The sequence below is a fragment of the Burkholderia sp. AW49-1 genome (assembly GCF_053427845.1).
On the sequence record NZ_JBSAXF010000003.1, the window covers coordinates 109354 to 135425 of the forward strand.

General features: G+C 67.3%; 33 protein-coding genes. 22 read left to right on the forward strand and 11 right to left on the reverse strand.

Going from position 1 to position 26072, the window contains the following annotated elements:
- Positions 1-48: 48 nt before the first annotated feature.
- The 4 genes from tcuC to ACV22W_RS07040 all read right to left on the reverse strand — a co-directional run bounded on the left by tcuC (position 49) and on the right by ACV22W_RS07040 (position 4265).
- Entirely contained in the window at positions 49-1344 is a 1296-nt protein-coding gene (gene tcuC, locus ACV22W_RS07025; RefSeq protein ID WP_448018528.1) for a tricarballylate/proton symporter TcuC, read from the reverse strand.
- Between the two features lie 444 nt (positions 1345-1788).
- Positions 1789-2727, reverse strand: coding sequence for a PLP-dependent cysteine synthase family protein (locus ACV22W_RS07030; protein ID WP_448018529.1), 939 nt, complete (start codon positions 2725-2727; stop codon positions 1789-1791).
- A gap of 45 nt (positions 2728-2772) precedes the next feature.
- Positions 2773-3180, reverse strand: coding sequence for an MAPEG family protein (locus ACV22W_RS07035; protein ID WP_448018530.1), 408 nt, complete (start codon positions 3178-3180; stop codon positions 2773-2775).
- 218 nt (positions 3181-3398) lie between these two features.
- The gene (locus tag ACV22W_RS07040) at positions 3399-4265 is read right to left on the reverse strand and encodes an NmrA family NAD(P)-binding protein (RefSeq protein WP_448018531.1); all 867 of its coding nucleotides are present in this window, start codon (positions 4263-4265) and stop codon (positions 3399-3401) included.
- A gap of 210 nt (positions 4266-4475) precedes the next feature.
- On the opposite strand from ACV22W_RS07040, the gene ACV22W_RS07045 reads away from it, so the two are divergent.
- Positions 4476-5408 carry a LysR family transcriptional regulator gene (locus ACV22W_RS07045; protein WP_448018532.1) on the forward strand — a complete coding sequence of 311 codons (933 nt, stop codon included), beginning with the start codon at positions 4476-4478 and terminating at the stop codon, positions 5406-5408.
- Positions 5409-5543: 135 nt separating this feature from the next.
- Here ACV22W_RS07045 and ACV22W_RS07050 read toward each other — a convergent pair whose 3' ends face one another.
- Positions 5544-6506 (reverse strand): GlxA family transcriptional regulator, encoded by a 963-nt coding sequence (locus tag ACV22W_RS07050; RefSeq protein ID WP_448018533.1) that lies wholly within the window; start codon positions 6504-6506, stop codon positions 5544-5546.
- A 112-nt stretch (positions 6507-6618) separates the two neighbouring features.
- Here ACV22W_RS07050 and ACV22W_RS07055 point away from each other — a divergent pair, with 112 nt between their 5' ends.
- Entirely contained in the window at positions 6619-7335 is a 717-nt protein-coding gene (locus ACV22W_RS07055) for a GNAT family N-acetyltransferase (RefSeq protein WP_448018534.1), read from the forward strand.
- Between the two features lie 19 nt (positions 7336-7354).
- Complete coding sequence (locus tag ACV22W_RS07060; protein ID WP_448018535.1) at positions 7355-8233, forward strand: SDR family oxidoreductase; 879 nt, start codon at positions 7355-7357, stop codon at positions 8231-8233.
- A gap of 58 nt (positions 8234-8291) precedes the next feature.
- On the opposite strand, the gene ACV22W_RS07065 is transcribed toward ACV22W_RS07060, so the two are convergent.
- From ACV22W_RS07065 to ACV22W_RS07075, 3 genes are all read right to left on the reverse strand, one after another.
- The gene (locus tag ACV22W_RS07065) at positions 8292-8774 is read right to left on the reverse strand and encodes a PRC-barrel domain-containing protein (protein WP_059537005.1); all 483 of its coding nucleotides are present in this window, start codon (positions 8772-8774) and stop codon (positions 8292-8294) included.
- 91 nt (positions 8775-8865) lie between these two features.
- Positions 8866-9297 carry a CBS domain-containing protein gene (locus ACV22W_RS07070; RefSeq protein WP_059537001.1) on the reverse strand — a complete coding sequence of 144 codons (432 nt, stop codon included), beginning with the start codon at positions 9295-9297 and terminating at the stop codon, positions 8866-8868.
- An 88-nt stretch (positions 9298-9385) separates the two neighbouring features.
- A complete protein-coding gene (locus ACV22W_RS07075; protein WP_448018536.1) occupies positions 9386-9640 on the reverse strand; it encodes a hypothetical protein in 255 nt (84 codons plus the stop codon).
- A 154-nt stretch (positions 9641-9794) separates the two neighbouring features.
- On the opposite strand from ACV22W_RS07075, the gene ACV22W_RS07080 reads away from it, so the two are divergent.
- The 10 genes from ACV22W_RS07080 (at position 9795) to ligD (ending at position 17845) form a co-directional block, all read left to right on the forward strand.
- On the forward strand, positions 9795-10097 hold the full coding sequence (locus ACV22W_RS07080) for a hypothetical protein (RefSeq protein ID WP_448018537.1): 303 nt from the start codon (positions 9795-9797) through the stop codon (positions 10095-10097).
- A 201-nt stretch (positions 10098-10298) separates the two neighbouring features.
- On the forward strand, positions 10299-10553 hold the full coding sequence (locus ACV22W_RS07085; protein WP_448018538.1) for a hypothetical protein: 255 nt from the start codon (positions 10299-10301) through the stop codon (positions 10551-10553).
- A 17-nt stretch (positions 10554-10570) separates the two neighbouring features.
- Complete coding sequence (locus tag ACV22W_RS07090; RefSeq protein ID WP_448018539.1) at positions 10571-10882, forward strand: hypothetical protein; 312 nt, start codon at positions 10571-10573, stop codon at positions 10880-10882.
- Between the two features lie 50 nt (positions 10883-10932).
- On the forward strand, positions 10933-11244 hold the full coding sequence (locus ACV22W_RS07095) for a hypothetical protein (RefSeq protein ID WP_448018540.1): 312 nt from the start codon (positions 10933-10935) through the stop codon (positions 11242-11244).
- 225 nt (positions 11245-11469) lie between these two features.
- The gene (locus ACV22W_RS07100) at positions 11470-12903 is read left to right on the forward strand and encodes an RNA polymerase factor sigma-54 (protein WP_448018541.1); all 1434 of its coding nucleotides are present in this window, start codon (positions 11470-11472) and stop codon (positions 12901-12903) included.
- A gap of 71 nt (positions 12904-12974) precedes the next feature.
- The gene (locus ACV22W_RS07105) at positions 12975-13163 is read left to right on the forward strand and encodes a DUF3008 family protein (protein WP_059536983.1); all 189 of its coding nucleotides are present in this window, start codon (positions 12975-12977) and stop codon (positions 13161-13163) included.
- 54 nt (positions 13164-13217) lie between these two features.
- Positions 13218-13379 carry a DUF1328 family protein gene (locus tag ACV22W_RS07110; protein WP_006767422.1) on the forward strand — a complete coding sequence of 54 codons (162 nt, stop codon included), beginning with the start codon at positions 13218-13220 and terminating at the stop codon, positions 13377-13379.
- Complete coding sequence (locus ACV22W_RS07115; RefSeq protein ID WP_448018542.1) at positions 13376-13762, forward strand: DUF3022 domain-containing protein; 387 nt, start codon at positions 13376-13378, stop codon at positions 13760-13762. The genes ACV22W_RS07110 and ACV22W_RS07115 overlap by 4 nt, the downstream gene beginning before the upstream one ends.
- 219 nt (positions 13763-13981) lie before the next feature.
- On the forward strand, positions 13982-15007 hold the full coding sequence (gene ku / locus ACV22W_RS07120) for a non-homologous end joining protein Ku (RefSeq protein WP_448018543.1): 1026 nt from the start codon (positions 13982-13984) through the stop codon (positions 15005-15007).
- A 24-nt stretch (positions 15008-15031) separates the two neighbouring features.
- On the forward strand, positions 15032-17845 hold the full coding sequence (gene ligD, locus ACV22W_RS07125) for a DNA ligase D (RefSeq protein WP_448018544.1): 2814 nt from the start codon (positions 15032-15034) through the stop codon (positions 17843-17845).
- 14 nt (positions 17846-17859) lie between these two features.
- On the opposite strand, the gene ACV22W_RS07130 is transcribed toward ligD, so the two are convergent.
- Complete coding sequence (locus ACV22W_RS07130; protein WP_448018545.1) at positions 17860-19182, reverse strand: cation:proton antiporter; 1323 nt, start codon at positions 19180-19182, stop codon at positions 17860-17862.
- Positions 19183-19224: 42 nt separating this feature from the next.
- Entirely contained in the window at positions 19225-19581 is a 357-nt protein-coding gene (locus tag ACV22W_RS07135) for a DUF3175 domain-containing protein (protein ID WP_448018546.1), read from the reverse strand.
- Between the two features lie 144 nt (positions 19582-19725).
- Here ACV22W_RS07135 and ACV22W_RS07140 point away from each other — a divergent pair, with 144 nt between their 5' ends.
- From ACV22W_RS07140 to ACV22W_RS07160, 5 genes are all read left to right on the forward strand, one after another.
- Positions 19726-20157, forward strand: a complete 432-nt coding sequence (locus ACV22W_RS07140; protein ID WP_448018547.1) for a hypothetical protein — start codon at positions 19726-19728, stop codon at positions 20155-20157.
- 89 nt (positions 20158-20246) lie between these two features.
- Positions 20247-20612, forward strand: a complete 366-nt coding sequence (locus ACV22W_RS07145; protein WP_448018548.1) for a DUF3022 domain-containing protein — start codon at positions 20247-20249, stop codon at positions 20610-20612.
- Between the two features lie 288 nt (positions 20613-20900).
- Entirely contained in the window at positions 20901-21449 is a 549-nt protein-coding gene (locus ACV22W_RS07150; protein WP_448018549.1) for a type 1 glutamine amidotransferase domain-containing protein, read from the forward strand.
- Positions 21450-21452: 3 nt separating this feature from the next.
- On the forward strand, positions 21453-21794 hold the full coding sequence (locus tag ACV22W_RS07155) for a DUF1488 domain-containing protein (protein ID WP_448018550.1): 342 nt from the start codon (positions 21453-21455) through the stop codon (positions 21792-21794).
- A gap of 264 nt (positions 21795-22058) precedes the next feature.
- Positions 22059-22283 (forward strand): hypothetical protein, encoded by a 225-nt coding sequence (locus tag ACV22W_RS07160; RefSeq protein ID WP_448018551.1) that lies wholly within the window; start codon positions 22059-22061, stop codon positions 22281-22283.
- Between the two features lie 41 nt (positions 22284-22324).
- On the opposite strand, the gene ACV22W_RS07165 is transcribed toward ACV22W_RS07160, so the two are convergent.
- Positions 22325-23575 (reverse strand): phosphatidylserine decarboxylase family protein, encoded by a 1251-nt coding sequence (locus ACV22W_RS07165; RefSeq protein ID WP_448018552.1) that lies wholly within the window; start codon positions 23573-23575, stop codon positions 22325-22327.
- Between the two features lie 117 nt (positions 23576-23692).
- Here ACV22W_RS07165 and ACV22W_RS07170 point away from each other — a divergent pair, with 117 nt between their 5' ends.
- From ACV22W_RS07170 to arsB, 4 genes are all read left to right on the forward strand, one after another.
- Complete coding sequence (locus ACV22W_RS07170; protein WP_448018553.1) at positions 23693-23944, forward strand: hypothetical protein; 252 nt, start codon at positions 23693-23695, stop codon at positions 23942-23944.
- A 123-nt stretch (positions 23945-24067) separates the two neighbouring features.
- Positions 24068-24403, forward strand: a complete 336-nt coding sequence (locus ACV22W_RS07175) for an ArsR/SmtB family transcription factor (RefSeq protein WP_059816985.1) — start codon at positions 24068-24070, stop codon at positions 24401-24403.
- Between the two features lie 23 nt (positions 24404-24426).
- Entirely contained in the window at positions 24427-24921 is a 495-nt protein-coding gene (locus tag ACV22W_RS07180; protein WP_448018554.1) for an arsenate reductase ArsC, read from the forward strand.
- A gap of 66 nt (positions 24922-24987) precedes the next feature.
- Positions 24988-26058 (forward strand): ACR3 family arsenite efflux transporter, encoded by a 1071-nt coding sequence (gene arsB / locus ACV22W_RS07185; protein ID WP_448018555.1) that lies wholly within the window; start codon positions 24988-24990, stop codon positions 26056-26058.
- The last annotated feature ends 14 nt before the right edge of the window (positions 26059-26072 follow it).

Sequence of the window (26072 nt, forward strand, 5' to 3'; positions counted from 1 at the left end):
CATGGTGTTGGCCGTGTGGAGTCGGGACGGGTCGTTCGGCATGAGGCTTCAGTGCGCCGGCGTCAGCGTGGCCGTCTGCCGGCGATACAGGGCGAACGTCGCGAGCAGCGCGCACACCGCGGCGAGGCTCATCCAGTAACCGGGCGCGGCCTTGTCGCCGGTCATGTGAATGAGCGCCGTCGAGATGGCCGGCGTAAAGCCGCCGAACACGGCCGTGGCGAGGCTGTAGGCGAGCGAGAAACCCGCCACGCGCACCTCGACGGGCATCACTTCCGTCAGGGCGACGACCATCGCACCGTTGTAGATCCCGTACATGAACGACAGCCACAGGAGCACGAGGAGCATGTTGACGAACGATGGCGCATGAGCGAGCAGGGACAGCGCCGGGTACGCGGTGGTAATCGCGAGCAGCGTCATGCCGACGAGCAGCGGCCGGCGGCCGATGCGATCGGACAGGGCGCCGCCGATCGGCAGCCAAACGAAGTTCGACACGCCGACGCACAGCGTCACGAGCAGGCTGTCGGCCGTGCTCAGGTGCAGGACCGTCTTGCCGAAGGTCGGTGCGTAGACGGTGATGAGGTAGAAGCTCGCGGTGGTCATCGCGACCAGCATCATGCCGGCAACCACGACGCCCCAGTTCCGCGCCAGCGTAGCGAACACTTCCTTCATGCCCGGACGATGCTTGCGGGCCTTGAACGCCTGCGTTTCCTCGAGGTTGCGGCGCAGCATGAAGATGAACGGCACGATCATGCAGCCGACGAAGAACGGCACGCGCCAGCCCCACGAGGCGATGGCCGACGTGCTCAGCCAGTGATTGAGCGCGAAGCCGAGGCCGGCCGCGACGACGATCGCGACCTGCTGGCTGGCGGACTGCCAGCTCGTGTAGAAGCCCTTGCGGCCGGGCGTGGCCATCTCGGCGAGATAGACCGATACGCCGCCGAGCTCGGCGCCCGCCGAAAAGCCCTGCAGCAGGCGCCCGACCAGCACGAGCACGGGCGCGAGCAGGCCGATCGTCGCGTAGCCCGGCACGAACGCGATCAGGATCGTGCCGCTCGCCATGATCGCCAGCGTGACGATCAGGCCCTTGCGGCGGCCCACGTCGTCGATGTACGCACCCAGCACGATCGCGCCCAGCGGCCGCATCAGGAAGCCGGCGCCGAAGACGGCGAAGGTCATCATCAGCGACGCGAACTCGCTCGCGGCGGGAAAGAATACGGCGGAGATCTGGGTTGCGTAGAAGCCGAACAGGAAGAAGTCGAACTGCTCGAGGAAGTTGCCGGCCGTCACGCGGAATACCGCGGCGGCCTTCGACCGTGCGGTCGGAAGGCTGTGCGAGGGGTGCATCAGGGTGTCTCCAGAGAATGCAGGAAATGCGCAGGGAGCGATCGATTGTCGTTTCGGCAATATTCGCCCGGAGACGGGCAAACGATAAGTGCGATTTTTGGAAGGATTGATGTTGTATGGTTATCAATCGGGCGGCGCGGCGCGCCGGACGCATGCAAGGCCGGCGGCGGGCGACGCCGGCCTCGGTGGATTGGGCCGGCGCCGGGATCCGTCAAAGAGCCAAAAAAAAGGGTCTTCGTGGATTTCCGTGGTCGTCGCTTGCCGACCCTAAGCGGACGCTCCGCTGATAAACGCTTGTGACTGCTTTGCTAGCGAAAGTAGACGCTCGAGCCACCCCGTACCGAACGCGGCCGACCGGCCAGTCGGCTCACGCCCGATTTGCACGGGAGGTTCCCTACGCGGCACCACGCACCTGCCTGCTCCGCGACGAGCATCAAAGGGCAATCAGCGCATCGTTTGCGCGAACGAATTAAGGTACTTCATGCCCGTGTCGCACATGATCGTCACGATCGTGGCGTCCGGGCCAAGCCGTTCGGCGAGTCGCAATGCGCCGGTTACGTTGGCGCCAGTCGACGTACCGCAGAAAAGCCCCTCTTCAGCGGCCAGTCGGAACGCCATGGCTTTCGCCTCCTCCGTGGAGACACGCTCGAGTTCGTCGGCGATACCGTCGTGCCAAAGCGGCACGACATAACCCGCACCGATCCCGTCAATCTTGTGCGCCCCGGTGGAGCCACCCGACAACACCGCCGATTCTGCCGGCTCCACACCGACGATCCGAATGCATGCATCGTGCTCGCGCAAGCGCCGCGAAATTCCGCGCAGCGACGCAGCCGTGCCTACGCTCTGGACGAAGCCGTCGAGATGACCGCCGGTCTGCTCCCATATCTCGTCAGCCATCTTCGTATAGGCGTTGAGCTGATCGGTGTTTTCCATCTGCGCCGTGATGTATGCGCCCGTCTCGCCGGCAATTCGATGCGCCTCGCGAATCATGTCCTTCGTCAGCTTCTCGGTTTGCTTGCCGTTGTCGCTTGGGACGATTGTCAGCTTCGCGCCCAATAAGCGCATGTGATCCAGTTTCTCCTTCGAAAACGCATCCGATGAAACTAGATGCAGCGGATGCCGCTTGACGCCACATACCAGCGCCAGCGACACGCCCGTGCTGCCGCCGGTGTATTCGACCACTGCGCCGCCGGGCTTCAGGCGCCCATCGCGCTCCGGCGCTTCGATCATCTCGAGGGCGATCCGATCCTTCATGCTACCCGTCGGATTCTGGCTTTCCAGCTTGACGAAAAGGCGCGCGCCGTTCTTGGGAACAACGTTTCGCAACGGGACCAGTGACGTGTTACCGATCGTGTCAAGGATGTTGCGCGGAGTCGATTTCATGGTGACCTCTGAAACAGGTGAACAGGTGGAGCACAGCGGCAGCGATTAGCCCGCGCGTTGGAGCAACGCAACGGCGAATGTGAGCGTCGCCGCGAAGCCGGTCAGGAAAGCGACCGTGCGGACGACCGGAATGCCTGCGGCATACACGATGTAGTGAACCAGCCGCGCACCCAGGTAGAGCTTGGCCGAGAACACGGTCGCCGCACTGCTCGCGCCTGTCATTGCGCACATCAACACGAGCGGCGCGAACACGGCCAGATTCTCGACCGCGTTTGCATGCGCGCGACGTGCGCGTTCTGCCCACGGCGGATCGGCCGGGCAGGACGGATCCGGATTGTTCAAGGCCGCCATCAGCCCACGCGTCGTGATTCTCGCAAGCATGTACGGAATCCACATCAGCAGCGTCGCAATTACGGTCAGCGTCAGCAGGTGAAGTTCTGGCGAAAACGTCATCGGGTTGGCCTCTATTGGACTGAAGGCGCAGGAGGAATCTGCGGATGCTGGAAATGCTTCGCAGTCTAGCCTCGCGACGGCGCCGTGCGCCATGGTCATAAATGACATTAATAGCGACAATCACGACACTCGCGCGACATGGAGTCGGGCGGCCGTTCGATCGCGACGATGGAAAGGGGGCGCAGCTCAAACGCGCCATGCGTCCCCACCGCGTCCATTCAGACCGTGCGCGACACAAGCTCGCTCAGAACACTATCCAGTGCGACGTGGCCGCGCAAAATTTCATCAGGATGGCTGTCGAAATCGATCCAGCCTTCGTTGAAGCCGTCCAGCATGCGCATGCGGGGTAGCGGATGCTTCATGCCCTGCGCGCGGAACAGTGCCTCCCACGTTCGCCTGTCGACGACTTCCGCGCGCACCTGCCGGCCCAGGACGCGCGCGAAGGCCAGTGCGAGTTCGCCGGGGCTAACGCGGCGCGGGCCCTCGAGCTCGACGACACGCACACCGTGCCACGTCTGCTGGAGCAGTTCTGCCGCAACGCGACCGACGTCCGCGGTGGCGACCATCGGCACGGGCTTGTCGAGCGGCTGCAGGTAACTGGCGACGACCCCCTCGTCGCGCGCGGACGCGACATCCCACGCGGCGTTCTCCATGAACCAGCCGGGCCGCAGGAACGTCACCGGCATCGGCATCTGGCGCAGCGCCTGCTCCATCTGCGTGTGTTGCGTGAGCAGATTGAACTCGTCAGCCTGCGCGCCGATCGTCGACAGGCTAACGACCCGTTCGGGGCGCGCCTTCAGAAGCGCGGCGGACACGGCCTCGATCACTTTCCGCGCTTCGGGAAACCCGGGCTCCGGATCGAACACTGGCGGTGGCAGGATGAAAACGCCCGCCGCGCCTGCGAATGCGTCGACGAGCGACGAAGGGTCATCCATGAAGGCGGTCGCGATCTCGCACCCGCGCTCCGCCCATACCGCCGCCCGCGCCGCGTCGCGCACGACTGCGCGCACCGACTCGCCCGAGGCCAGCAGTTCGCTCGCCAGTGCGCCGCCGACCTTGCCGGTGATTCCCGTGATTGCATACATTGCTCATTCTCCATGTGTGAATACGCCGGTCGCATTCTGGACAAACGCCGAGCGAAACAAAACGACATGGATGGCATCAGATAAGTGACAACGCGTCACCAATTCGGCATGATCGCCGCAGACGCCCGGCATTGCGGCACTGCGCGGCGTTGGCGTGTCGGCTTTCAGTGGGTCGCTCGCGATCGGCCACCCGTATTTCATCGAGCAACCATGAGATCCAGTAGCGAGAAGCTGTCCGGCAGCATTAGCGTGTTCGCGGCCGTGGTCGATGCCGGAACGTTTGCGGCTGCGTCCGAAGTAATAGGCATGACGCCGCCAGGCGTCAGTCGTGCGATTGCGCGGCTGGAAAGAAGGCTGGGCGTCCGGCTTTTCAACCGAACGACGCGCTCCGTCTCGCTGACCGAAGAGGGCCGCCGTTTTTACGAGCAGGTCATGCCCCATCTCGCCGGGCTCGAGGAAGCAGCCGCGGCCGCCGCAGGCGGTGCCTCCGCCGTGCGCGGAAAGCTGAGAATCAATCTGGATCCCGTCGTCTACCGGGCCATTCTCGGGCAACGACTCGATGCATTCATGGACGCGCATCCCGAACTCGATATCGAACTCATCGCGCGAGACAGCCTGGGCGATCTCGTCATGGACGGCTTCGACCTCGCCGTGCGATTCGGCGAACCGCGCACATCCAGCCTGATCGCGAGGAAGTTGCTCGATACCGCCGTCGTGACGGTTGCAGCGCCGTCGTATCTCGCTCGGCGCGGACGACCGGCAAAACCCGAGGACCTTGAAAGCCGAAACCACCGATGCCTTGAATTTCGCAATCCCGAAACAGGCAAGCCGTTCACGTGGGAATTCCATCGCGGGCGCAAACGCATCGTGGTCGACACCCGGGGGCGCCTCACGGTCAACGATCCCGGCGCGCTGCTCAACGCGTGCGTCGCCGGTTCTGGAATCGCGCAGATGCTGCTATTGGGCGCCGAGCCCCTGATCGCCGACGGCCAGTTGATCAATCTCTTTCCCGAATGGGCCGACGAGCGGTATCCGTTATACGCGTACTACCCGTCGCGCCACCACGTGCCGGCGAAGACTCGCGCGTTCCTGGACTTCGTGGTCGAGCTGACGGGCCCTCACGGGCGCGGCCGCATGCGCTAGTGCGGTTCAGGCGCGGCCCGCGCAAGCTTGCTTTGCCGTTCGCAGCGTATGGCGGCGACGCTGTCGGCGTGGCGACGGCCTTCAAGAACGCGGCTCATACCGTTGGGGGAACAATGCCGGCCCGCACGGGGGGCGCTACCGATTGTTGGCACGCAATTCCCGCACCCCGCGGCCGAGCCTGCGACGCAACAAGGCACGCAACGTCGCCGAATCCGCGTAGCCAACCTCGCTCGCGATCGTCTCCAGGTTGTAACCCATCGACACGAGACTCTGCGCCCGTTCGATTCGCAGATCCTGGAAGAACGCCAATGGCGATTTCCCAAGTACCGCCTCGGTACGGCGCTGCAACGTGCGTGGTCCAACGGCCAATGCGGCTGCCGCCGTCTGAAGCGAAAATCCCTCTGCAAGATTCTCGCGAGCCCATCGCTCGAATCGCGCGACCAACGGATCGGCGTGTGCGAGGTAGTCCGGAATGATGTATTCGGCCTGTGACGAACGCTTGTCGATCAGCATGAAGCGTGCAACGAGCGTGGCCAGTTCAGGGCTGGCTTGACGCAGCAGCCACAGCGCAAGGTCGAGATGGCCCATGGCCGACCCCGCCGTCACCAAGCGGTCCGCGGCGACGACCATATGCGAATCATTCAAATCCACCGCCGGATAACGTTGACGAAAGAAAGGCGAGAGTGACCAGGTGGTCGTCGCCTCGCGATTGTCCAGAAGCCCGGCTTCCGCCAGCACGAACGTACCGATGCAGGCGGCGGCGACGCCGACGCCATCGGCATGCCACGCACGAAGATGCGCGATTGCATCGCGCACGTCCGGCCGCTCCAGCGCCTCGATCAAGCGCTCCGGCTGCCTGATGCCGGGCGCGGGCACGACCACCCAGTCGACATGGCGCACGCTGCTTGCCGGTTCCACCTTCATGGACAGTCCATGTGCGGTACGGACGCGTCTGCGCATGCCCACCACCCCGACGTCGAAGGGCGGCGCGGCAAAGCCCTGGGCAGCAGCCAGTTCGTTGGCCATCGCGAACGTATCCAGCAGCACCGTAAGGCCGGTGTCGAAGAGCCCCTCGAGCGCGAGGATGGATAATTTCATGTCGTAAATGCATCCATTAATGTCATTTGCGACTATAGCCCGCTTTCCTGGAAAAACCTAGACTGCATCGCAATACGGTGAAGATTTCAGCTGCCTGGCAAAGGGAAAAAGCATGAGCGATTCGGAACTTACTGGCCTCGACGCTCCCGTCTGGTCGGCCCTCACGACGAAGCAGGCGCACCTCGGACAAGGCGACGCGCTCGCGCGGCGCTACCATCCCGACGTCGCGCCTTTTGCCGCGCTGGCTGCCGAAACGGTCTCCGCATACCGCGCGCTCCAACCGCTTCTGCGGCCTCACGAGCAGGTCGCGTTGCTGTCTGTCGAACCGATTGGCCCAGTCGACGGATTTCACACGACGCATATGGGCGTGATCCATCAGATGATCGCCCCGCATCGCAACGCAGGAAGGACGGACAACGACGAAGTCGTTCGGCTTGGCTCCGCCGATGCGGACGATATGCTCGAACTGGCCCGGAAAACCAAGCCCGGACCTTTCGGCAAGCGGACGATCGCCATGGGCAATTACATCGGAATTCGCGAACGGGGGCGTCTCGTTGCAATGGCCGGTGAACGAATGCGCATCGAAGGGTACGTCGAAATCAGCGCCGTCTGCGTGGATGACGAGCATCGCGGAAAGGGACACGCCGGTCGGCTTGTGAGCGTCTTGCAACGGGAAATCGAGCAGCGCGGCGAAACACCGTTTCTGCACGTATTCAGCGACAACGTTTCCGCGATTCGGTTGTATGAGCGCCTGGGTTTCCAATTACGTCGTCCGTTTCATCTCAACCGCATCGAACAGGCTCACGCGGATTCGGTCGCGGCTCTCTAACTTCAGGGGAACACTCAACATGGCCAACAATATTCTGATAACCGGAGCCAGCAGCGGCTTCGGCCGCGACACTGCGGAGACGCTCTCCGCTGCGGGGCATCGGGTATTCGCGTCGATGCGCGACATCGCCGGCCGAAACCGGCCGCATACCGATGCCCTTCGAGCAAAAGGCGTGCACGTCATCGAACTCGACGTGACGGACGATGCTTCCGTCGAGCGTGGCGTAGCGTTCGTGCTGGACAATGCCGGTCGTCTCGACGCCCTCATCAACAACGCAGGTATCGGATCGGCCGGTATTTCCGAGGCGTTCACGACAACACAGTTACAGGCACTCTTCGACGTGAATGTATTCGGCATCCAGCGAATGATGAGGGCGGTGCTGCCGACGTTCAGGAAACAGCGCGAAGGCCTGATCGTGAACATCGGCTCGATACTCGGCCGCGTGACGTTTCCGTTCTTCGGGCTTTATGGCGCATCGAAGTTCGCGATTGAAGCCCTGACCGACAGCTACCGCTACGAGCTGTCGACGCTGGGTGTCGACACGGTTCTCGTTCAACCCAGCAACTATCCGACGAATATTTTCGCCAGCGCACAGCGGCCAGCCGACTCCGCGCGCGCGCCTGGTTACGGTGAGGCCGGCGCGATTCCGGACAAGATGGTCGAGACGTTGATGGCGCTGTTCGCGAGCGACCACGCGCCGGATCCGCACGATGTCGCCGACGCAATCGTGCGGCTCGTCGAGCAAGCGAAGGGCACGCGCCCGTCGCGTTTGGTCGTGGGGCAGTCATTCGGCGCCGACGCACTCAACGCTCAAGCAGCATCGATTCAGGCGCAGGTGCTCGAGGGTCTCGGGTTGGCCCATCTCGCCGAACCGATAGAGCGATCCGCAGGGGCTTGAATGTACGGCCCCGCATTCGCGGGGCCCGTCGCCTGAACCACCGGCAAATCACGAACGGTCAGTGCCGCCCGCGCGTGCGCGGATCGTTCAGTTCCTCGGTCGGATCGGTGAGCCCGAGCTCGTCGCCCGCGCTCCAGTACGGGGCGCTGCCGTAGAACTCGTGCAGCGGCTCGGCCCATTGCGGGTCGGCCATCGCCGGCCAGTGGTCCTTGTCGAAGCCCGGCGCGTTGCGGATCCGCTCCGACGACACCGACAGCAGGAAACACTTGCGTTCGGTATCGAGCGTGAGCGCGCTCCACGGGATCGCGAGCAGCTTGTCGCCGATGCCGAGCACGCCGCCGCTCGACAGCACGGCGTACGCGACGCGGCCGGAGCGCACGTCGAGCATGATGTCCTTGATCTTGCCGACGTCGTCGCCGTCGGTCGTGTAGACCTTGTCGCCTTCCAGCGTGTCGGCCGCCATCACGTCGGGGCCCGGGCCGGCCGCCGTCGCGGCGCCCTTGCCGATGATGCGCGTCTGTCCTCGATCGGAAGTCTGCATGGTTGTCCTCCTGGTTGCGTGGAGCGCGACCGTGCCCGGGATGGGCCCTGCGGGTCGCGCGGGGTTGTCGGGCAGGGCGAGGATCGCCCCGTCACGTACGCTTCGGTTGCGACACGCCTTCGAGCGTGTTCGCGACGTCGTCGCGCGCGGGGCCGGCCGTGCGTGTCGCAATGTCCGCGAGCGACAGCATGCCGACGAGGCGCTTGTCGTGATCGACGACGGGCAGGCGGCGCAGTTGCGCGTCGGCCATGTAGTGCTGGATCTCGTCCAGCGAATCGTCCTCGAAACACCATTCGATCGGGCCCGACGCGACTTCGTGGATCCGCGTCTCCGGCGGCTTGCCGGCCGAGATTGCGCGCACCGCGAGGTCGCGGTCCGTGACCATGCCGATCAGCCGGTTGTTGTCGCACACGGGCAGCGCGCCGATGTCATAGCGCTCCATCAGTTGCGCCGCATGACGGATCGAGTCGGTCGGCGCGATGCGCACGACGTCCTGCGACATGATTTCGTTGACGCGATGCATGAAGTCCTCCTTGCAGGTTTGAGTCCGGGCCATACGGGTCAGCAAGCGGTGTGCCGTTCGGCACGCGTGTTCGTCGAATCGCCGACGGTCATTCGTCGCGGCGCTTGGCCGGGTCCTGCCAGGGGCCGTCGTCGTGCGTGCCCGGCGGCGTGTCGGGCTCGATGCGCGTGACGCCGCCGGTCGCCGGCGGATCGCTCGCGGGGAACGTGTCCTCCAGCTGCTCGTCGATATGCCGCTCCGAGTGGCGCGTCTTCGTGTGGTCCTGGTCCTTCAGCGGCGGCGACGGGTCGGGATGCGGTTCGTGCGACGGCGCGTCGCGGCCGGAACGGGTCGAATCCTTCATGCCATGCCTCCGTGTCGGTGACGATGAGGCGCTCATCGCGCAACGGCCGTGCCCGCTGCATGGCGGCGGCACGCGACTTGCCATGTCGGCAGCAACGACGACAACACGCGGCGCCACGCGCCGCATGCACACGCACATCGAACGGGAGGGCACGATGACGATTCCGAAACGGCGGCCGGGAGTGCGCTATGAAATCAACGTCTGCGGCGGTGGCTTCGAGTCCGTGAAGAGCCACTTCATCACGTGGAAACAGGAGCCGCTGATTTACCGGCCCGATCGCCGCATGTTCGAAGGCAAGGCCGACGTGCGGCCGCTCGACGAGACCTTTGGCTCGACCGAGCCGGCGCGCTTCGCGCTGCAGCGCGCGTGCGAGCCGGCCGATCCGTATGCGCTCGCCGCGCGGGTGCGCGACGACGACCACGAGTTGTGGCTCGTGATGGCTGCGTACGACGGGTAACGCGATGGCCTTGAAAGAATTGCAGCGCGCGGTGTAGCGAATGCACGTCGCGCCGGGCGGCGGCCCGCGCCTTCGCGCGTCGACCGGTGAAAAGCGGCACGAAAGACCGGCACGCGGCTTGCGGCCACCGAGTGTGTAGCGCATCGAGCGGCGAACGTGCCGCAATCCGATGCTGTCACGACAGCGCAACGAACGAATGCCATGAACCGAGACGCCGACCGAAATCCGGCTCAGTCGCTGCACCGGCCCGAGCCGGTGATTCCCGACGTCGAGCCGGACCCCGAACCGCCGCCGGACGACCTGCCGCCCGGCACGCCCGAGCCGTATCACGATCCGGAAGGCGATCCGCCAATGCAGCCGCCACCGGAACGCGAGCCGCCGACGCGGGAGCCGCCGATCCACGTGCTGCCGACGGGCGTGCCGCCGGTGGCGTTCATCCGATTCACGTTCATCTGATTCAAGGAGGGGCCACGATGAGCATCCGCGTGAAGCCCGGCATGCTGCGCGACGTGGCCGAGACGTTCGGCCGCCATTTCGAGGCGCGCGCGATGCCGTTCCATGTCGAGGAGCAGCCGGCCGGCGCATTGCATTTCGGCTTTCGTGTCGATGGCCATCCGGCGTCGCTGACCGTCACCTTCGACGCCGACGCATTCACGGCGCTCGAGCAGGCCGGTACCGAGCGGCAACGCGGCGCGCTGGCCCGTGTCGCCGCCGAATTCGACACGATGATGGCGCGCCGCGCGCCGAACGCGTATGCCGGCGATTTTCATTTCAACCGGCTCTGAGCCGTGTCGCCACGGCCGGCCCGCTGCCGCCGACTCAACGGAGGATTCCGATGAAACCGATCCAGACGATGCGTGTGGGCGCCTGTGCGTTCGCCGCCGCGTGCGCGCTGGGTGCATGCACGCAACCGCAAGGCCCTTACGGCGCGCGCGGCGCGCCGCCGGCGCCGCCGGACGGCCATGGTGCGTCGCCGACCACGACGATGCCGGACGCGAATACGCGCTATGACACCCGTCCGTCGCCCTACAACACGCTGCCGGCGGGTGCGGCCGGCGGTGAATCGGCCGACGTGCCGCCGCCGGGCCCGAACGGCGTGCAGGGCGGCCCGACGATGCCGGGCACGCCGCCGCCGATGCAGTATTGACGCGCGGCGGCCGCGCACGGCAACGCCGGCGCGTTGCCGGTGTGCCCGCCCGGCGCGAATTCCGTGCCCCTAACTTGCCGGCACTTGTAAAAAGGCGGCGCCCAAAACTGCCGCCCGCGGGGTGCGAACCCGCGAAAGCCGCGACGGAGGGGGCTTCGCCGCCTTGGCATGGAAGCTGCGTGAATTCGTCCGAACGCAATTCCGCACACCGTCAGGAGGGCATCGATGTCCGTCACGCTTGCGCTCCAGATGCGACAGCATCTGGCACTCACGCCGAGGCTTCAGCAGTCGCTTCGCCTGCTGCAGTTGTCTTCGCTCGAATTCCAGCAGGAATTGCGGCAGGCGCTCGACTCGAATCCGTTTCTCGAAGATGGCCAGGGCGACGACGAAGCCGCCGCCGATGCGCCCGAACCGACCGCCGAAGCCGCACCGCCCGAGCCGCCGCCCGAGCGCGAGGACGTGCGTCCGCCTGACGGCGAGGTGTCGTATACGGCCGCTCCGGCGCCGCGCGGCACGAGCCGCCAGGCCGACGACGCGAGCGACCTGTCGCCCGGCGAGTGGATGGCGGCCGAGCCGTCGCTGCACCAGCAATTGCACGATGCACTGCGCCTTTATCCGCTGAACAAGCGCGACCGCGAGGCGGCGCGCATCGTGATCGATGCGCTCGACGAGGACGGCTATCTGCGTCAGGAACTGGCCGAGCTGCTGGTCGCCGCCGATCCCGCGCTGCTGCTGTCGGAACAGGATCTCGCGGTCGCGCTGCGGCTCGTGCAGATGCTGGACCGTCCGGGTATCGCCGCACGCTCGGTGTCCGAATGCCTGGTGCTGCAACTCGATGCGATCCCGGCCGGCACGCCGGCGCTCGCGGAGGCGAAAGCGATCGCGCGTGAGCACCTCGAACGGCTCGCGCGGCGCGAGACGGCGGAAATCCAGCGACGCCTGGGCTGCAGCCAGTCGACGATGCAGGCCGCTTGCGCGCTGGTGCGCACGCTCGATCCGCGTCCCGGCAATCACTACGGCAGCACACGCGGCGACTACGTGATTCCCGACGTGATCGTGCGCCAGGTGCGCGACGAATGGATCGTGACGATCAATCCGGCCGTGCTGCCGCGCGCGCGGCTGCACGAGCGCTATGCAACCTTGTTCGCGCAGTCGAGCGGCGAGCGCGATTCGCCGCTCGGCCAGCAGTTGCAGGAAGCGCGCTGGCTGATCCGCAACGTGCAGAAGCGCTTCGATACGATCCAGCGTGTCGGCGAATGCATCGTCGAGCGGCAGCGCGATTTCTTCCGCTACGGCGAGATCGCGATGAAGCCGCTGGTGCTGCGCGACATCGCCGAGGCGCTCGACCTGCACGAATCGACCGTGTCGCGCGCGACGGGCAACAAGTACATGGCAACGCCGCACGGCACGTTCGAGTTCAAGCATTTCTTCCCGCGCAAGCTGGAAGCAGCCGGCAAGGGTGTGTGCTCGGCGTCGGCCGCGAAGGTGCTGATCCGCGACATGATCGCGGCCGAGCGCCACACCGATCCGCTGTCGGACGTCGCGCTCGCGCAGAACCTCGCGGGGCGCGGCATCCTTCTTGCGCGTCGGACGGTGACCAAGTATCGCCAGGCGATGAAGATTCCGCCCGCTGAACTGCGTCGGCGCGACGCCGCATGACGATACCGTCCGAACCGCGTGCGGCTCGCCAATCGCGATGTCCGCGCGCACCACCGAGAGGAGGAAAAGCCATGCCAGCCAAATCCCAGGCCCAGCAGCGTGCCGCGGGGGCCGCCTTGTCGGCCAAGCGCGGCGACACCAAGATGAAGGACCTGAAGCCGCCTGCGAAGTCGATGGCCAAGTCGATGAGCGAGAAGGAACTCGAAAAAATGGCCTCGACGCCGGCGCACGGCAAACCCAGGCACAAGCACGATTCTTGATCGGTGGCGACCAGCGCCGACGATCGCCGTTATTCAGGACTCCAGGAGGCATTCATGCTTCGATACGCCATCATCTTCTTCATCATCGCGATCATCGCCGCCGTGTTCGGCTTCGGCGGCATCGCGGCAGGCGCGGCCGAGATCGCGAAGATCCTGTTCTACATCTTCGTCGTGATCTTTCTGGTCACGCTGCTGCTGGGAGTCGTGCGCCGATGACGATCGCCCCCGACCGTTCGCAGCGCATCGCGGAACTCGAACATGCGCTCGCGAACGGATTCCCGTCGCAGTCCACGCTCGTCGTGCATGCGGACGACGCGTCCGGGCGACTGACGATCCAGGTGTCGTGGGTGCGGGTGCCGTCCGATGACGACGCACGTCAATGGCGCTGCGCGGTCGACCTGCGTTTCGATCCCGACGTGCTCACGCGCTATGCATCGCTCGGTACGGCTGACCGGTTGCGCGTCCGGACCCATGTGTGCGACATGGCGCGGCGCGCGGTCGATGAACAGAAACCGCGCGTCGAGGACGCCGAGATCGAATGCAGCGTCGCGCTCGACGTGACGCGCGACGAACTCGATCGCGCGCTGCGCGCGCCCTGACGGCGCGGCAGCCGCTCACCGCAACACCGCAGCGGGCGGTCACGGCAGGCGCCGCGCGGCCCGCCCGTTTTCCCGTGACGGCGCCGGGTGCGCCACGACGCGGCGCGGCACGCCGCCGTCCTTCAGCGGGCCGGTACAAGGACGTGCGCGCCGGCGTGCGAAGCGTCGCACGGGAGAGCCGATTCGCCGGACGAGCGTGCAAGCGGCAAGGAGGACAGCATGGCACCGCGGATGATTTGGAAAGGCGCGATCAGCTTCGGGCTCGTTCATGTGCCCGTGCAGCTGTTTCCCGCGACGCGCACCGTGAAGCCGTCGTTCCGTCTGCTCGACAAGCGCTCGATGGATCCGGTCGGCTACCGGCAGATCAACAAGCGCACCGGCAAGGAAGTCACGCGTGAGGACATCGTGCGCGGCTACGAATACGAGAAGGAACGCTACGTCGTGCTGACCGACGACGAAATCCGCGCGGCGAACCCGGAATCCACGCAGACCGTCGACATCCTGACCTTCGTCGACGAGGACGCGGTGTCGTTCCTCTATCTCGACACGCCGTACTACCTCGTGCCGGACCGCAAGGGCGAGAAGGTCTATGCGCTGCTGCGCGACGCGTTGAAGGACAGCGGCAAGATCGGCATTGCGCTCGTCGTCATGCGCGACCGGCAGCATCTCGGTGCGCTGATTCCGGTCGGGCCGCTGCTCGCGCTCGACACGCTGCGCTGGCAGGAGGAATTGCGGCCGCTCGGCGAACTGTCGGTGCCGGCGGGCGACGCGAAGGGCGCGGGCGTGACCGCGCGCGAACTCGGCATGGCGAAGAAGCTGATCGACGACATGGCCGGCAAGTGGATGCCCGACGAGTATCACGACACGTTCCGCGACGACATCCTCGAGCTGGTCGAGCGCAAGGTGCGCGCGGGCAAGATCGAGGAGATCGAGGAACGGCCGGCGCAGACGAGCCGGGCGGCGACCAACGTGGTCGACCTCACCGAGTTGCTGAAACGCAGCCTGAAGGGCGGTGGCGGAGCGCGTGCGGCGGATTTGCGCGACGCGGGCGACGACGAGGACGCGAATACGGATGAGGCATCGTCGTCGTCGCGCGGCGGCGGGCGCCACAAACCGGCTTCGAAAACCGCGGTGAAGGACGCGGCCACGAAAACCGCGGCGGCGAAACGGCCGGCCGCGAAACGTGCCGCGCACGGCGAGCATGCGGTGAAGAAAGCCACCGCGCGCCGCAAGCACGCCGCATGACGCCGCGCGAAGCGAGGTGATGCGATGCCCGGCAAGCTCGATCCCTATCGTCGCAAACGCCACTTCGACGCGACGCCGGAACCGGAAGGCGCGCGCGGACGTCGGCATGCGAAGGCGGATGCAGCACCTGCCCGGCGCACGCGCGCGGGCACCGGCCATCCGCTGCGCTTCGTGATCCAGGAGCATCATGCGCGGCGCTTGCACTACGATTTCAGGCTCGAACTCGACGGCACGCTGAAGTCGTGGGCCGTGCCGAAGGGGCCGAGCTTCGATCCGTCGGTGAAGCGTCTCGCCGTGCATGTCGAGGATCATCCGCTCGAATATGCGTCGTTCGAAGGCGAGATTCCAGCCGGGCATTACGGCGCGGGGTCGGTCGTCGTATGGGACGAAGGCACGTGGACGCCCGACGGCGGCCTCGCGCAGGCACGTGACGGTTATCGCGCGGGCAAGCTCACGTTCCGGCTCGACGGCGAAAAGCTGCACGGCGGCTGGGCGCTCGTGCGCAGCGGGCGCCAGCAGGGGCGACAGGAGCAGTGGCTGCTGATCAAGGAGCGCGACGACGACGCGCGCGACGCGGACGAATTCGACGTCGTCGGCGAGCGGCCGGGGAGTGTGCATGATGGCGCGGCGTCTGCGGCGCGCGCGGAATCGTCCGACGGCCCGAAGCATGCGCGCCGGACGCCGCGCGGCCGCGGCGACAAGGCCGGAAAACGCGATGGACGGGGCACGCGGCATGACGACCACGACGATCATGACCGCACGCCCGCCGATCCGTCCGGGATCGAAGGCGCGGTGCGCGCGCCGCTGCCGGAGCGCGTCGCGCCGCAACTCGCGACGCTGGTCGACGGGCCGCCCGCCGAGGGCGACTGGCGCTACGAACTGAAGTTCGACGGCTACCGGATCCTCGCGCGTATCGCGGGCAAGGGCACACGCCGGCATGTGAAGCTGATGACGCGCGAAGGCCGCGACTGGACCGCGAAGCTGCGCGTGCAACGCGATGCGCTTGCCGCGCTCGACGTCGACGACGCATGGCTCGACGGTGAGGCCGTCGTGCTCGGCGCGCACGGCCTCCCCGATTTCCAGGCGCTGCAGAACGCCCTCGGCGCGGGGCGCTCGGATGCAGTCACGCTGTTCGTATTCGATCTGCCGTGTCTTGACGGTTACGACCTGCGCGACGCGCCGCTCACCACACGCCGTGCGCTGCTCGAACCGCTGCTGGCCGACAGCGACCCCGCGCGACTGCGCTTTTCGCCGGATCTCGGCGACGACGTCGCGTCGCTGATCGCGAGCGCATGCGATACCGGCCTGGAAGGGCTGATCGGCAAGCGCGCGGACTCGCGCTACCGGGCCGGACGTTCGCCTGCGTGGATCAAGCTCAAATGCCGGCGTCGGCAGGAGTTCGTGATCGGCGGCTATACCGAGCCGTCGGGCAGCCGCCACGGCTTCGGCGCGCTGCTGCTCGGCGTGCACGAACCGGCGCCGGCCGGCAAGCGGCGGCGCGGGCCGACACCGCTGCGCTATGTCGGCCGCGTCGGCACCGGCTTCGACGCCCGCATGCTCGACCGGCTTGCCGCGATCCTGCGCAAGCACGAACGCGACACAGCGCCGTTCGATCCACCGCCGCGCGAACGCTCGCGCACGCGCGTGCACTGGATCGAGCCGACGCTCGTCGCCGAATGCGAGTTCGCGGAGTGGACCGGCGACGGCATCGTGCGGCAGGCCGCGTTCATCGCGCTGCGCGAAGACAAGCCGGCCACGCAGATCGTCCGCGAAGTGCCGAAACAGACGGAAAATGCAAAAACGGAGATGACGATGGATCGACAGCGAACCACGCACGACGACAAACATCTCCGCAAGCACGCGTCGCACGCGGATCATGAAGCGAATGGCCGCGAACACCACGCGCGTTCACGGTCATCCACCCGCACGGCGGGCACCGATGCCGGCCCGGATCAGCTCGGCCGCGTGCGCATCACCCATCCCGACCGCGTGCTCGACCCGCGAAGCGGCACGCGCAAGATCGATCTCGCGCATTACTGGCAATGGGTCGCGCCGTGGCTGTTGCCGGACCTGAAGGGGCGACCCGTGTCGCTCGTGCGCGCGCCCGGCGACATCGCCGGCGAGCTGTTCTTCCAGAAGCACGCGGAACGCCGCGAGATTCCGTTCGTCACGCAACATGCCGGGCTCGATCCGGGGCACGGTCCGCTGCTGTCGCTCGACAGCGTCGACGCGCTGCTCGGCGCCGCGCAGATGGGCACGATCGAACTGCATACGTGGAACGCGCACGCGTCGAACATCGAGCGGCCCGACCGGATCGTGTTCGACCTCGATCCCGATCCCGCGCTGCCGTGGAGCGCGATGATCGAGGCCGCGCAACTGGTGCGCGGACTGCTCGACGAGCTGGGGCTCGCGTCGTTCTGCAAGACGAGCGGCGGCAAGGGGCTGCATGTGGTCGTGCCGATCACGCGGCACCTCGGATGGGACGACGTGAAGGACTTCTCGCGCGCCGTCGCGCAACACGTCGCGAGCGCGCTGCCCGACCGTTTCACCGCGACGATGGGCCCGCGTCATCGTCGCGGCAAGATCTTCATCGATTACCTGCGCAACGGCCGCGGTGCGAGCACGATCGCGGCGTACTCGGCGCGTGCGCGGCCCGGGATGGGCGTGTCGGTGCCGCTGCGCTGGGACGAGGTGCCCGATACGACGGGCGGCGCGCAATGGACGATCGCCACGCTGCACGAACGGCTCGACCGGCTCCAGCGCGATCCGTGGGAAGGCTACGACGACACGCGGCAGCGCATCTCCGCGCAGATGCGCGCGCGACTCGACGGGTCGTGACGTCGCCGGCGCGGTCAGCGCCGGCGCTGCTGCAGGCGGTAATACCAGTCCATCAGCGGGGTCGCGGATACGCCGTGCGCGATCACCGACGCCGACACGACGGCCAGCACCGGCGCCGCGAGCGGGCGCACCGCGCTGGATGGCCCGTGTTCGAGCGCGAACAGCAGGTAATAGAACGAGCCGATCCCGCGTATCCCGAACCAGGCCATCAGCCGCCGCTGCGCGTGGGTCGCGTGCGAGCCGGTCAGCGACAGCAGCACGGCGAGCGGCCGCACGGCGACGAACAGCACGAGGGCGAGCGCGATAGCGCCCCACGTCATGAGCGGTGCCGACAGCGTCGCGAGCACGCTGCCGATCATCGTCATGATGAGCGCCTCGGCGATCCGTTCGAGCTCGATCGTGAAGTCCAGCACCGATTCGGTCATGAACGCGTGCACCTTCTCCGGATGCTTCTCGGTCGCGACCACGTCTTCCGAATCGATCCGGCCGATCACTTCGCGCGGGCGCCGGTCGCCGCTCGCGCGATGCTCGACACGGCGCATCGAGACGCCCGCGGCGAACGTCGCGATGAAACCGAAGGTGTTCGCGAGCTGCGCGGCACCGAACGACAGCACGATCAGCGCGAGCGCGAAGAAGCCTTCGAAGCCGAGCGCCTGCGCGTGCCGGGTGCGCAGCCAGCCGATCGCCTTGGTGGCGGCCGCGCCGAGCACGCCGCCGATCGCGGCCGCGCCCGCGATGCCCCATAGCGTGGCCAGCGCGAACGCGCCCGTCAGCGCCGGCCGCGCGTGCGGCGTGTCGGGCGCGCCGCACAGCGCGAGGCCCGCGAGCGCGAACGGCAGCGCGATGCCGTCGTTCAGCCCGCCTTCGCCGGACAGCGCGAAGCGCACCAGGTCGCGGTCGCCTGGATCGTGTACCTGCACTTCGTGCGCGAGCACCGGGTCGGTCGGCGCGAGGATCGCCGCGAGCAGCAGCGCGGGGCCCCAGCCGAGCCCGAGCGTCAGCACCGCGCAGCCGGCGAGCAGCGGCACGGTGACGATCATCGCGAGCAAGCCGAGCCGGCAGGGCACGAGCCACAACGTGTCGGACAGCGGCACGCGCAGCCTCAGCCCGATCGCGAACAGCGACACCAGCAGCGCGACCTCGACGATCTCGCGCAACAGCGACGCGTCGCGTTCGATGTCGAGATGCAGGAGCCCGGCGCCGGACGGGCCCAGCGCGACGCCGAGTGCGAGATAGATCATCGCGCTGCTGCACGGCAGGTGACGCAGCGCCGAGGTCGCGACGCCCATGCCCATCAGCACCGCGCCGACGATCAGGTACCACAGCGTTTCATGCATGCGTGCAGGTGGAAAGGGTCGATACGGAGCGGGTGCGGCGCGTCAGGGCTTGCGACCGAACGCCTCGCGCAGTTTCCGCTTCGCGCGTTCGAGGGTCGCGCGGCGCGTTTTCGGCAGGTTGCGGCCTGCGCGGTTCAGATAGAAGTTGAGCATCGACATCGCCGACTGGAACGGCGGCGCCTTGCGGCGGCGGCTGTGTTCGGCCGAGCGCTTGAGCGACGCCGCGATCTCGCCCGGATCGTCGGACTTGAAGATCTCGGGTTCGATGTCCAGTGCATCGCTCTTTTTCATGACGTCGGCGGACCAGCGTTTGCGGTGATGCGGATCGTTGCTGCGTCCACGGCCCGGGCGGCGCGTCGCGCGTTTGCCGTGCGGACGGGAAGCGGAAGCTGAAGGCATGACAGGGCTCCGTACGGGATCGGGATGGGGCTGGTCGTGGAATGCGCAAATCGCGTGCCGCGCGTCGCCGACGGCACGTGCCTTGCTGAACCAGGGACGCAGGAAATTCCACAACAGAGCCATTCCATTGAGGGAGAACGTTCCATGAAGCCAGTATTCGAATCGAAATCTGGCGCGCGCCGGATCCTTGCGTGCGCGGCCTTCGCACTCGTCGCGGCCGCACCGGCCGCGTGGGCACAGAATTCGCAGCGTTCCGACGAGGGCACCGGCGCGCCGATCCTGTCGCCACCGGACACATCGGCACAGGGCACCGGCGGCAGCATGTCGAACGGCAATACGGCGGCGCCGCCGCCCGCGACCCGCATGCAGGAGCCGCGCGCCATGCGTTCGCACGCGCGCCCGCATGTGCGCACCAAGCCGGGCGGCCCGAGCGGTGCCGGCACCGGCGGCAGCGGCAGCACGGGCGGCTCCAATGGCGGCGGAAGCGCGGGGGCGGGCGCGACGGGTGCGGGCGGCGGCGCAGGCGGTACGGGCGGTACGGGCGGTACGGGCGGCGCGGGTTCCAGCGGCTATTGACGATCACGGTGTCGCGCCGGTGCGACCGGCGCGGCGCGATGGCGGGCGTCGGCCGCGGGGCCGGCACCGCCACCACGCAGGAGGACATCATGCAATCGAATTCCCGGATCTCGCTCGACCGCGACGAACTGGACACCGACGCGGTCGATACCGACGATCTCGATACGACGGTGCATCTCGACATCGAGACCGGCAGGATCACGTTTCATGCGGCCTGGGCGCCGGCGTCCGATGCGCCGCCCGATACCGCGCGGCACGCCGTGGTGCTCGCACTCGACTGCGACACGATGGAGCGCTATGCGGATCTCGACGACGGCGCGCGGATGCGCGTGCACGCGATGCTGCACGATGCCGTGCAGGCCACGCTCGACACGCTGCCCGACGTCACTGAAGACCTGACGCTGACGGTCGAGCTGACCGACGCGATGCTCGATGCGGCGCGTCATCTGCAATGAGCGCTTCGAGCCAGATGTGACCCGCGCACGGGAGCGGCCGTGCATGACGGCGCCGGGCGGCACTCGCGTTACATCGCGTTGAAATCTTTGCAGACGCCGCATGGCGCGGCGTGACGTCGGCCCCCACGCGTCACGCGGCGGCGCGCGCGCGTGCGGCCAATCGGCGATTGCGGGTCGCGCCCCATGGATGCGGTGGCGCGCGCGGTGGCGGTCCCATGCGCGGCACGCAGATTGCTGCGCGACGGGCATGGCACGACCGGTGCCGCAACATCAACAAGGGGGCGCTCCATGATCGGCAAGCTGGACCATTGCAAGGTGGCGATACTCGCGGTCGACGGCTTCGAGGAAGCCGAACTCGTCGAGCCGCAGCGCGCGCTCGCGGCCGAAGGCGCGCAGGTCGACGTGATTTCGCAGAAGCGCGGCGAGATCCAGGGGCTCAGGCACGTCGACAAGGGCGAGCGCGTGAAGGTCGACCGTACCTTCGACGATGCGCGCGAAGGCGACTACGACGCGGTCGTGCTGCCGGGCGGCGTCGTCAACGGCGACGCGATCCGGATGCTGCCGGCCGCGCGCGAATTCGTGACGGCCGCGGTCGGTGCGGGCAAGCCGATCGCCGCGATCTGTCACGGCGGCTGGCTGCTCGTATCGTCCGGGCTGGTGGACGGCCGCACGATGACGAGCTGGCCGAGCCTGCAGGACGACATCCGCAACGCGGGCGGCAAGTGGGTCGACCAACAGGTCGTGTGCGACGGCAACCTGATCACGAGCCGCAAGCCCGACGATTTGCCCGCATTCAACGGCGCGCTGGTGCAGTGTCTCGCGTCGCGGGGAGGCTGAGCGATGGCGGCCGATTCCGTCCATCACGTGACGCTGACCGACGCGCCACCCGAGTTCGACGGCGCGGCGCTGCAGATGCGTTTCGTCGTCGAGGTCGACGGGAAGCCGCTCACGTGCGCGATCACGGTCGAAGCGCTCGAGGACCATTTCGGCGCGCGCTCCGCGCTCGAAGCGGACCTGCGCGACGCGTTCGAGCGCGGCCGCGCGCGCATCGAGGCCGCGTGCGAGGAAGTGCTCGCGGACGGCAAGGGCGGCGTGGAACTGCACAGCGGCTATTTCCGCGTGCGCGACAAGGCGGCGGGCAAAACGGCGAGGGCCGGGCTGTTCCGTTCGAGGAAGTCCTGATCCGCGCGGCTGCGGGATGCCGGCGCGGGCCGGCTGGCGTAGCGCGCGTGTCCTCGCTTACACGTCGTTGAAAACTTTGCAGCGGCCGTCACGCGGTTCGCGGTGACACATCGCGCCGCGCGCCCCTCGCGCACGGGGGGCGGCCGCGTCCCCCCGCCTGGCACGCTCCCTGCATGCTTCCCTCGTCGCCGGCGCACGTTTCGCGCCGTGCGTCGCCGCGATGCCGCCGCTGCATCGCGGGAAGCCGTCAACGGGGAACCAAGCATGCTGACCGCCCATGAATTCGCCGCGCTGTTCCTGGTGCATCGCGCACCGGAACAGATCCAGACCGACCGCGACGACATCGTCGCGCTGGTCGAACGACAGTTGATCGTCTTGCGTCCGGACGCATCGGGCACACGCCGCCCCGCGCTGACCGACGACGGGCTGATCGTCGTCCGGTGCGTGCAGCGGCACGACGGCCGCGATGCCGGCGGTCACGACGCGTGACACGCGATGCGTGACGCCCGTTCGCGTGGCCGGCGCACGGTTCAGCGGGCGATCGCCACCGGCGCGTTGACCTGCACGACCGGTGCATCGCCGTCGAACGGCGGCGCGGACGGGAAGTGGTCGATCACGCCGGTCTCGAACAGCAGGCAACAGGTCGAGCCGCCGTACTGGAAATAGCCGATCTCGTCGCCCTTGTCGACCCGCTGCCCCGGTACGACTTCGACGATGCAGGACGAGACGTCACCCATTCCGACGAACACGGCCGCGACGGTCCCGATCCCGGGATCGTCGCAGTCGATCGCGACGATCGCGCGCGCGGCGACGGCCGTCATGTAGCCCTGCGAGTCGTTGAGGCCGGCCGGGTCCGGGCCTTCCGCCTCGGCGACGGAATAGTAGGTGCCGTCGACCCGGTACGCATGCGTGACGGTGCCGCGCACCGGCGCGTGCCAGCGGTGATAGTTGTATGCGCTCAGATACGCCTGATACAGATCGCCGCCGACGAACCGTTCGGCGAGCGCCAGCCGCGAGGGCGTGAAGATGTCGCGCAGCGAATAAGGCTGGCCCTTGACCCAGAACGTGTCGCGGATCTTCACGTTCGAAGCGGTGTGATACGGCGCGGCCTCGCACGCGCTGACGATCACGTGCGCATCGTCCGGCGCCGCGACCGGCCGCGCGCCCGCGCGAAAGCGTCGCGTGAAGAAGTCGTTCCACGAGTGGAAGCCCCAGTGTGGCTGGTCTTCGCGATACTGGAACTGCGACAGGCCGAGGCGCTTGCGCGCTTCCGCGCAGAACCAGCCGTCGGGTGGCGACGTGTCGAGATGCGTGCGCGAATGCGGGCCGCCGAGGAAGTCGCACCACACGTTCAGCACCTGCTTCAGGTGCGCGTTGACCGTCGCATCGCGAAACGCCGCGTGGCCCGACGGCATGCACATCGGCCAGTCGAGGAACGCATTCAGCGGGCATACGATCAGGCTCGTTTCGCTGAACGGCGGCGTGTAGGTCATCAGGTGATCGATCACCGTCATCAGTTCGCCGATCGATGCGTAGCCGAGCGTGCGGCCCGCTTCGCGTGCCTCGTCGATCGCGCGGGTAAGGCACATGCGCAGCACCGCGTCGTCGTCGAACAGCCGCGCCAGTTCCTGCACGGCCGGCGTGCGCAGCCGTTCGCCCGCATGCGCGCGTGCGTCGTTCGCGATTGCTTCGCGATACGCGGCCATGTGCGATTCCTCGCGGGCCATCCATTCGCCGAGGCGATGCCGTGTGACGGGCGACGGGCTGGGATCGGTCGGCATGGTCACCTCCGGCAAGGTTGCGATACGAACGCAGATAGCAAGGCGCTTGCCCGGTGCGCGGCATCGAAATTGCTGCGCTCGGGCGACGGATGCTTTCACCGACTCAGGAGAGGACACATGAACGCAGCTTCGAATGTGCGACAGACGAACGATGCGGCGCAGACCGACGAGCGCCGCGGCGGCGAACAGCGGACCGTGGCGCCGACCCGCACACGGGCACGGGTGCGCGCATCGACGTCACGTCAGGATACTCGGCGGGCCGAACGCAGCGGCGGGAATGGCCCGGTCGCGCCGAGCAGCGGTCACGAGGCCGCCGAAGCGCATTGGGAGGACGACAGCGGGGCGATGCCGCCGGAAGAGTGGTCGTGACCTCGAGCGCTTGTTGCTCGTGCGCCGGTCGCGTCGGGCGCTGGCGATCGGTCGCGAGTGATCGTGAGCCATCGTGAGAGTCGCGCTGTATCATCGTTTCCATATTTCAAGTATTATCGAAAAATGGAAACGAACCAGACCATCGCCGCCCTGTCGGCCCTCGCGCACGAGTCGCGCCTTGCCGTATTCCGCGCGCTCGTGCAGGCCGGCCCGTCGGGCCTGCCTGCCGGGCAAATCGCGACGCTGCTCGACGTGCCGCCATCGTCGCTGTCGTTTCATCTGAAGGAACTGGCCCACGCGCAACTCGTCACGAGCCGCCAGGAAGGCCGCTTCGTGTTCTATTGCGCGAACTTCGCGACGATGAACGGGCTGATCGGCTACCTGACCGAGAACTGCTGCGGTGGCAATCCGTGCACGCCGGCCTCCGCCTGTTCGACCGCCTGCTCCGACCCAACGTAAGCACACCTCCCGCCCCCCCCCCGATGACCACCAACGTCCTGATCCTCTGCACCCACAACTCCGCCCGCAGCGTGCTCGCGGAGGGCATGCTCAATCACTGGGCCGCGAAACTCGGCCGCGACGTGCGCGCCTACAGCGCCGGCAGCGCGCCGAGCGGCCGGCTCAATCCGTTCGCGCTCGACGCGCTGACGCGCGCCGGCGTCGACGTCGGCGGATACCGCAGCAAGCGCTGGGACGAATTCGTCGGCGACGGCGCGCCGCGGATGCGCGTCGTCATCACGGTATGCGATAGCGCGGCTGCGGAGGCTTGCCCGTACTGGCCCGGCAGCCCGGTGAAAGTTCACTGGGGCTACGCCGATCCGTCGAACGCCGAGGGCGGCGATGCAGGCAAGCGGCTCGCGTTCGAACTGACGCGCGAGGCGATCGGTTACCGGATGCTGCAACTGCTGGCGTTGCCGCTCGACCGGATGAGCGACGCCGAACTCCAGGCGGCATTGACCGACATCTCGCGGAACTGAGCGCCCGCACGGGGCGCGCGCGAACTCGTGTGCGCCGTGCATTTTTCCAGCATCGAATCCTGTCCGATGAATACGTCCAACACCCTCCCGCCTTGCGACGCCGCCGCGAAGCCGGCGATCAATTTTTTCGAACGCTACCTGACGCTCTGGGTCGCGCTGTGCATCGTCGCCGGCATCGCGCTCGGCCAGGTGCTGCCCGGCCTGTTCCAGCGGATCGGCCGGATCGAGTACGCGCAGGTGAACCTGCCGGTCGGGTTGCTGATCTGGGTGATGATCATCCCGATGCTCGTGAAGGTCGACTTCGGCGCGCTGCATGAAGTGCGGCAGCACGTGAAGGGGATCGGCGTCACGCTCGCCGTGAACTGGCTCGTCAAGCCGTTCTCGATGGCTTTCCTCGGCTGGCTGTTCATCCGCCAGCTGTTCGCGCCGATGCTGCCGGCGGACCAGCTCGACAGCTACGTCGCCGGCCTGATCCTGCTGGCCGCCGCGCCGTGCACGGCAATGGTGTTCGTGTGGAGCCGGCTCACGGGCGGCGATCCGCTGTTCACGCTGTCGCAAGTCGCGTTGAACGACAGCATCATGATGATCGCGTTCGCGCCGCTGGTCGGGCTGCTGCTGGGGATGTCCGCGATTACCGTGCCGTGGGCGACGCTGCTCACGTCGGTGCTGCTCTACATCGTGATTCCGGTGATCCTCGCGCAGCTCTGGCGCAAGCGGCTGCTGCGGAGCGGGCAGGCGGCGTTCGATGCCGCGATGGCGAGGATCGGCCCGTGGTCGATCGCCGCGCTGCTCGCGACGCTCGTGCTCCTGTTCGCGTTCCAGGGCGAGGCGATCCTCAAGCAGCCGCTGGTGATCGCGCTGCTCGCGGTGCCGATCCTGATCCAGGTGTTCTTCAACGCGGCGCTCGCGTACTGGCTCAACCGCGCGGTGGGCGAGAAGCACAACGTCGCGTGCCCGTCCGCGCTGATCGGCGCATCCAATTTCTTCGAGCTCGCCGTCGCGGCCGCGATCAGCCTGTTCGGTTTTCACTCCGGCGCGGCGCTCGCGACCGTTGTCGGCGTGCTGATCGAGGTGCCGGTCATGCTGCTGGTGGTGCGCATCGTGAACCGGTCGAAGGGCTGGTACGAGCGCGCATGAGCCAACCACGGAAT

Excerpts from the sequence above, each read along its gene's own strand:
- tcuC (WP_448018528.1), bottom strand. The coding sequence starts at position 1,344 with ATGCACCCCTCGCACAGCCTTCCGACCGCACGGTCGAAGGCCGCCGCG.
- ACV22W_RS07080 (WP_448018537.1), top strand. The coding sequence starts at position 9,795 with ATGACGATTCCGAAACGGCGGCCGGGAGTGCGCTATGAAATCAACGTC.
- ACV22W_RS07075 (WP_448018536.1), bottom strand. The coding sequence starts at position 9,640 with ATGAAGGATTCGACCCGTTCCGGCCGCGACGCGCCGTCGCACGAACCG.
- ACV22W_RS07095 (WP_448018540.1), top strand. The coding sequence starts at position 10,933 with ATGAAACCGATCCAGACGATGCGTGTGGGCGCCTGTGCGTTCGCCGCC.
- ACV22W_RS07145 (WP_448018548.1), top strand. The coding sequence starts at position 20,247 with ATGCAATCGAATTCCCGGATCTCGCTCGACCGCGACGAACTGGACACC.
- ACV22W_RS07150 (WP_448018549.1), top strand. The coding sequence starts at position 20,901 with ATGATCGGCAAGCTGGACCATTGCAAGGTGGCGATACTCGCGGTCGAC.
- ACV22W_RS07140 (WP_448018547.1), top strand. The coding sequence starts at position 19,726 with ATGAAGCCAGTATTCGAATCGAAATCTGGCGCGCGCCGGATCCTTGCG.
- ACV22W_RS07110 (WP_006767422.1), top strand. The coding sequence starts at position 13,218 with ATGCTTCGATACGCCATCATCTTCTTCATCATCGCGATCATCGCCGCC.
- ACV22W_RS07175 (WP_059816985.1), top strand. The coding sequence starts at position 24,068 with ATGGAAACGAACCAGACCATCGCCGCCCTGTCGGCCCTCGCGCACGAG.
- ACV22W_RS07055 (WP_448018534.1), top strand. The coding sequence starts at position 6,619 with ATGAGCGATTCGGAACTTACTGGCCTCGACGCTCCCGTCTGGTCGGCC.
- ACV22W_RS07060 (WP_448018535.1), top strand. The coding sequence starts at position 7,355 with ATGGCCAACAATATTCTGATAACCGGAGCCAGCAGCGGCTTCGGCCGC.
- ACV22W_RS07045 (WP_448018532.1), top strand. The coding sequence starts at position 4,476 with ATGAGATCCAGTAGCGAGAAGCTGTCCGGCAGCATTAGCGTGTTCGCG.
- ACV22W_RS07030 (WP_448018529.1), bottom strand. The coding sequence starts at position 2,727 with ATGAAATCGACTCCGCGCAACATCCTTGACACGATCGGTAACACGTCA.
- ACV22W_RS07035 (WP_448018530.1), bottom strand. The coding sequence starts at position 3,180 with ATGACGTTTTCGCCAGAACTTCACCTGCTGACGCTGACCGTAATTGCG.
- ku (WP_448018543.1), top strand. The coding sequence starts at position 13,982 with ATGGCACCGCGGATGATTTGGAAAGGCGCGATCAGCTTCGGGCTCGTT.
- ACV22W_RS07070 (WP_059537001.1), bottom strand. The coding sequence starts at position 9,297 with ATGCATCGCGTCAACGAAATCATGTCGCAGGACGTCGTGCGCATCGCG.
- ACV22W_RS07180 (WP_448018554.1), top strand. The coding sequence starts at position 24,427 with ATGACCACCAACGTCCTGATCCTCTGCACCCACAACTCCGCCCGCAGC.
- ACV22W_RS07155 (WP_448018550.1), top strand. The coding sequence starts at position 21,453 with ATGGCGGCCGATTCCGTCCATCACGTGACGCTGACCGACGCGCCACCC.
- ACV22W_RS07135 (WP_448018546.1), bottom strand. The coding sequence starts at position 19,581 with ATGCCTTCAGCTTCCGCTTCCCGTCCGCACGGCAAACGCGCGACGCGC.
- ACV22W_RS07105 (WP_059536983.1), top strand. The coding sequence starts at position 12,975 with ATGCCAGCCAAATCCCAGGCCCAGCAGCGTGCCGCGGGGGCCGCCTTG.
- ACV22W_RS07115 (WP_448018542.1), top strand. The coding sequence starts at position 13,376 with ATGACGATCGCCCCCGACCGTTCGCAGCGCATCGCGGAACTCGAACAT.
- ACV22W_RS07130 (WP_448018545.1), bottom strand. The coding sequence starts at position 19,182 with ATGCATGAAACGCTGTGGTACCTGATCGTCGGCGCGGTGCTGATGGGC.
- ACV22W_RS07160 (WP_448018551.1), top strand. The coding sequence starts at position 22,059 with ATGCTGACCGCCCATGAATTCGCCGCGCTGTTCCTGGTGCATCGCGCA.
- ligD (WP_448018544.1), top strand. The coding sequence starts at position 15,032 with ATGCCCGGCAAGCTCGATCCCTATCGTCGCAAACGCCACTTCGACGCG.
- ACV22W_RS07165 (WP_448018552.1), bottom strand. The coding sequence starts at position 23,575 with ATGCCGACCGATCCCAGCCCGTCGCCCGTCACACGGCATCGCCTCGGC.
- ACV22W_RS07090 (WP_448018539.1), top strand. The coding sequence starts at position 10,571 with ATGAGCATCCGCGTGAAGCCCGGCATGCTGCGCGACGTGGCCGAGACG.
- ACV22W_RS07100 (WP_448018541.1), top strand. The coding sequence starts at position 11,470 with ATGTCCGTCACGCTTGCGCTCCAGATGCGACAGCATCTGGCACTCACG.
- ACV22W_RS07040 (WP_448018531.1), bottom strand. The coding sequence starts at position 4,265 with ATGTATGCAATCACGGGAATCACCGGCAAGGTCGGCGGCGCACTGGCG.
- ACV22W_RS07085 (WP_448018538.1), top strand. The coding sequence starts at position 10,299 with ATGAACCGAGACGCCGACCGAAATCCGGCTCAGTCGCTGCACCGGCCC.
- ACV22W_RS07170 (WP_448018553.1), top strand. The coding sequence starts at position 23,693 with ATGAACGCAGCTTCGAATGTGCGACAGACGAACGATGCGGCGCAGACC.
- ACV22W_RS07065 (WP_059537005.1), bottom strand. The coding sequence starts at position 8,774 with ATGCAGACTTCCGATCGAGGACAGACGCGCATCATCGGCAAGGGCGCC.
- arsB (WP_448018555.1), top strand. The coding sequence starts at position 24,988 with ATGAATACGTCCAACACCCTCCCGCCTTGCGACGCCGCCGCGAAGCCG.
- ACV22W_RS07050 (WP_448018533.1), bottom strand. The coding sequence starts at position 6,506 with ATGAAATTATCCATCCTCGCGCTCGAGGGGCTCTTCGACACCGGCCTT.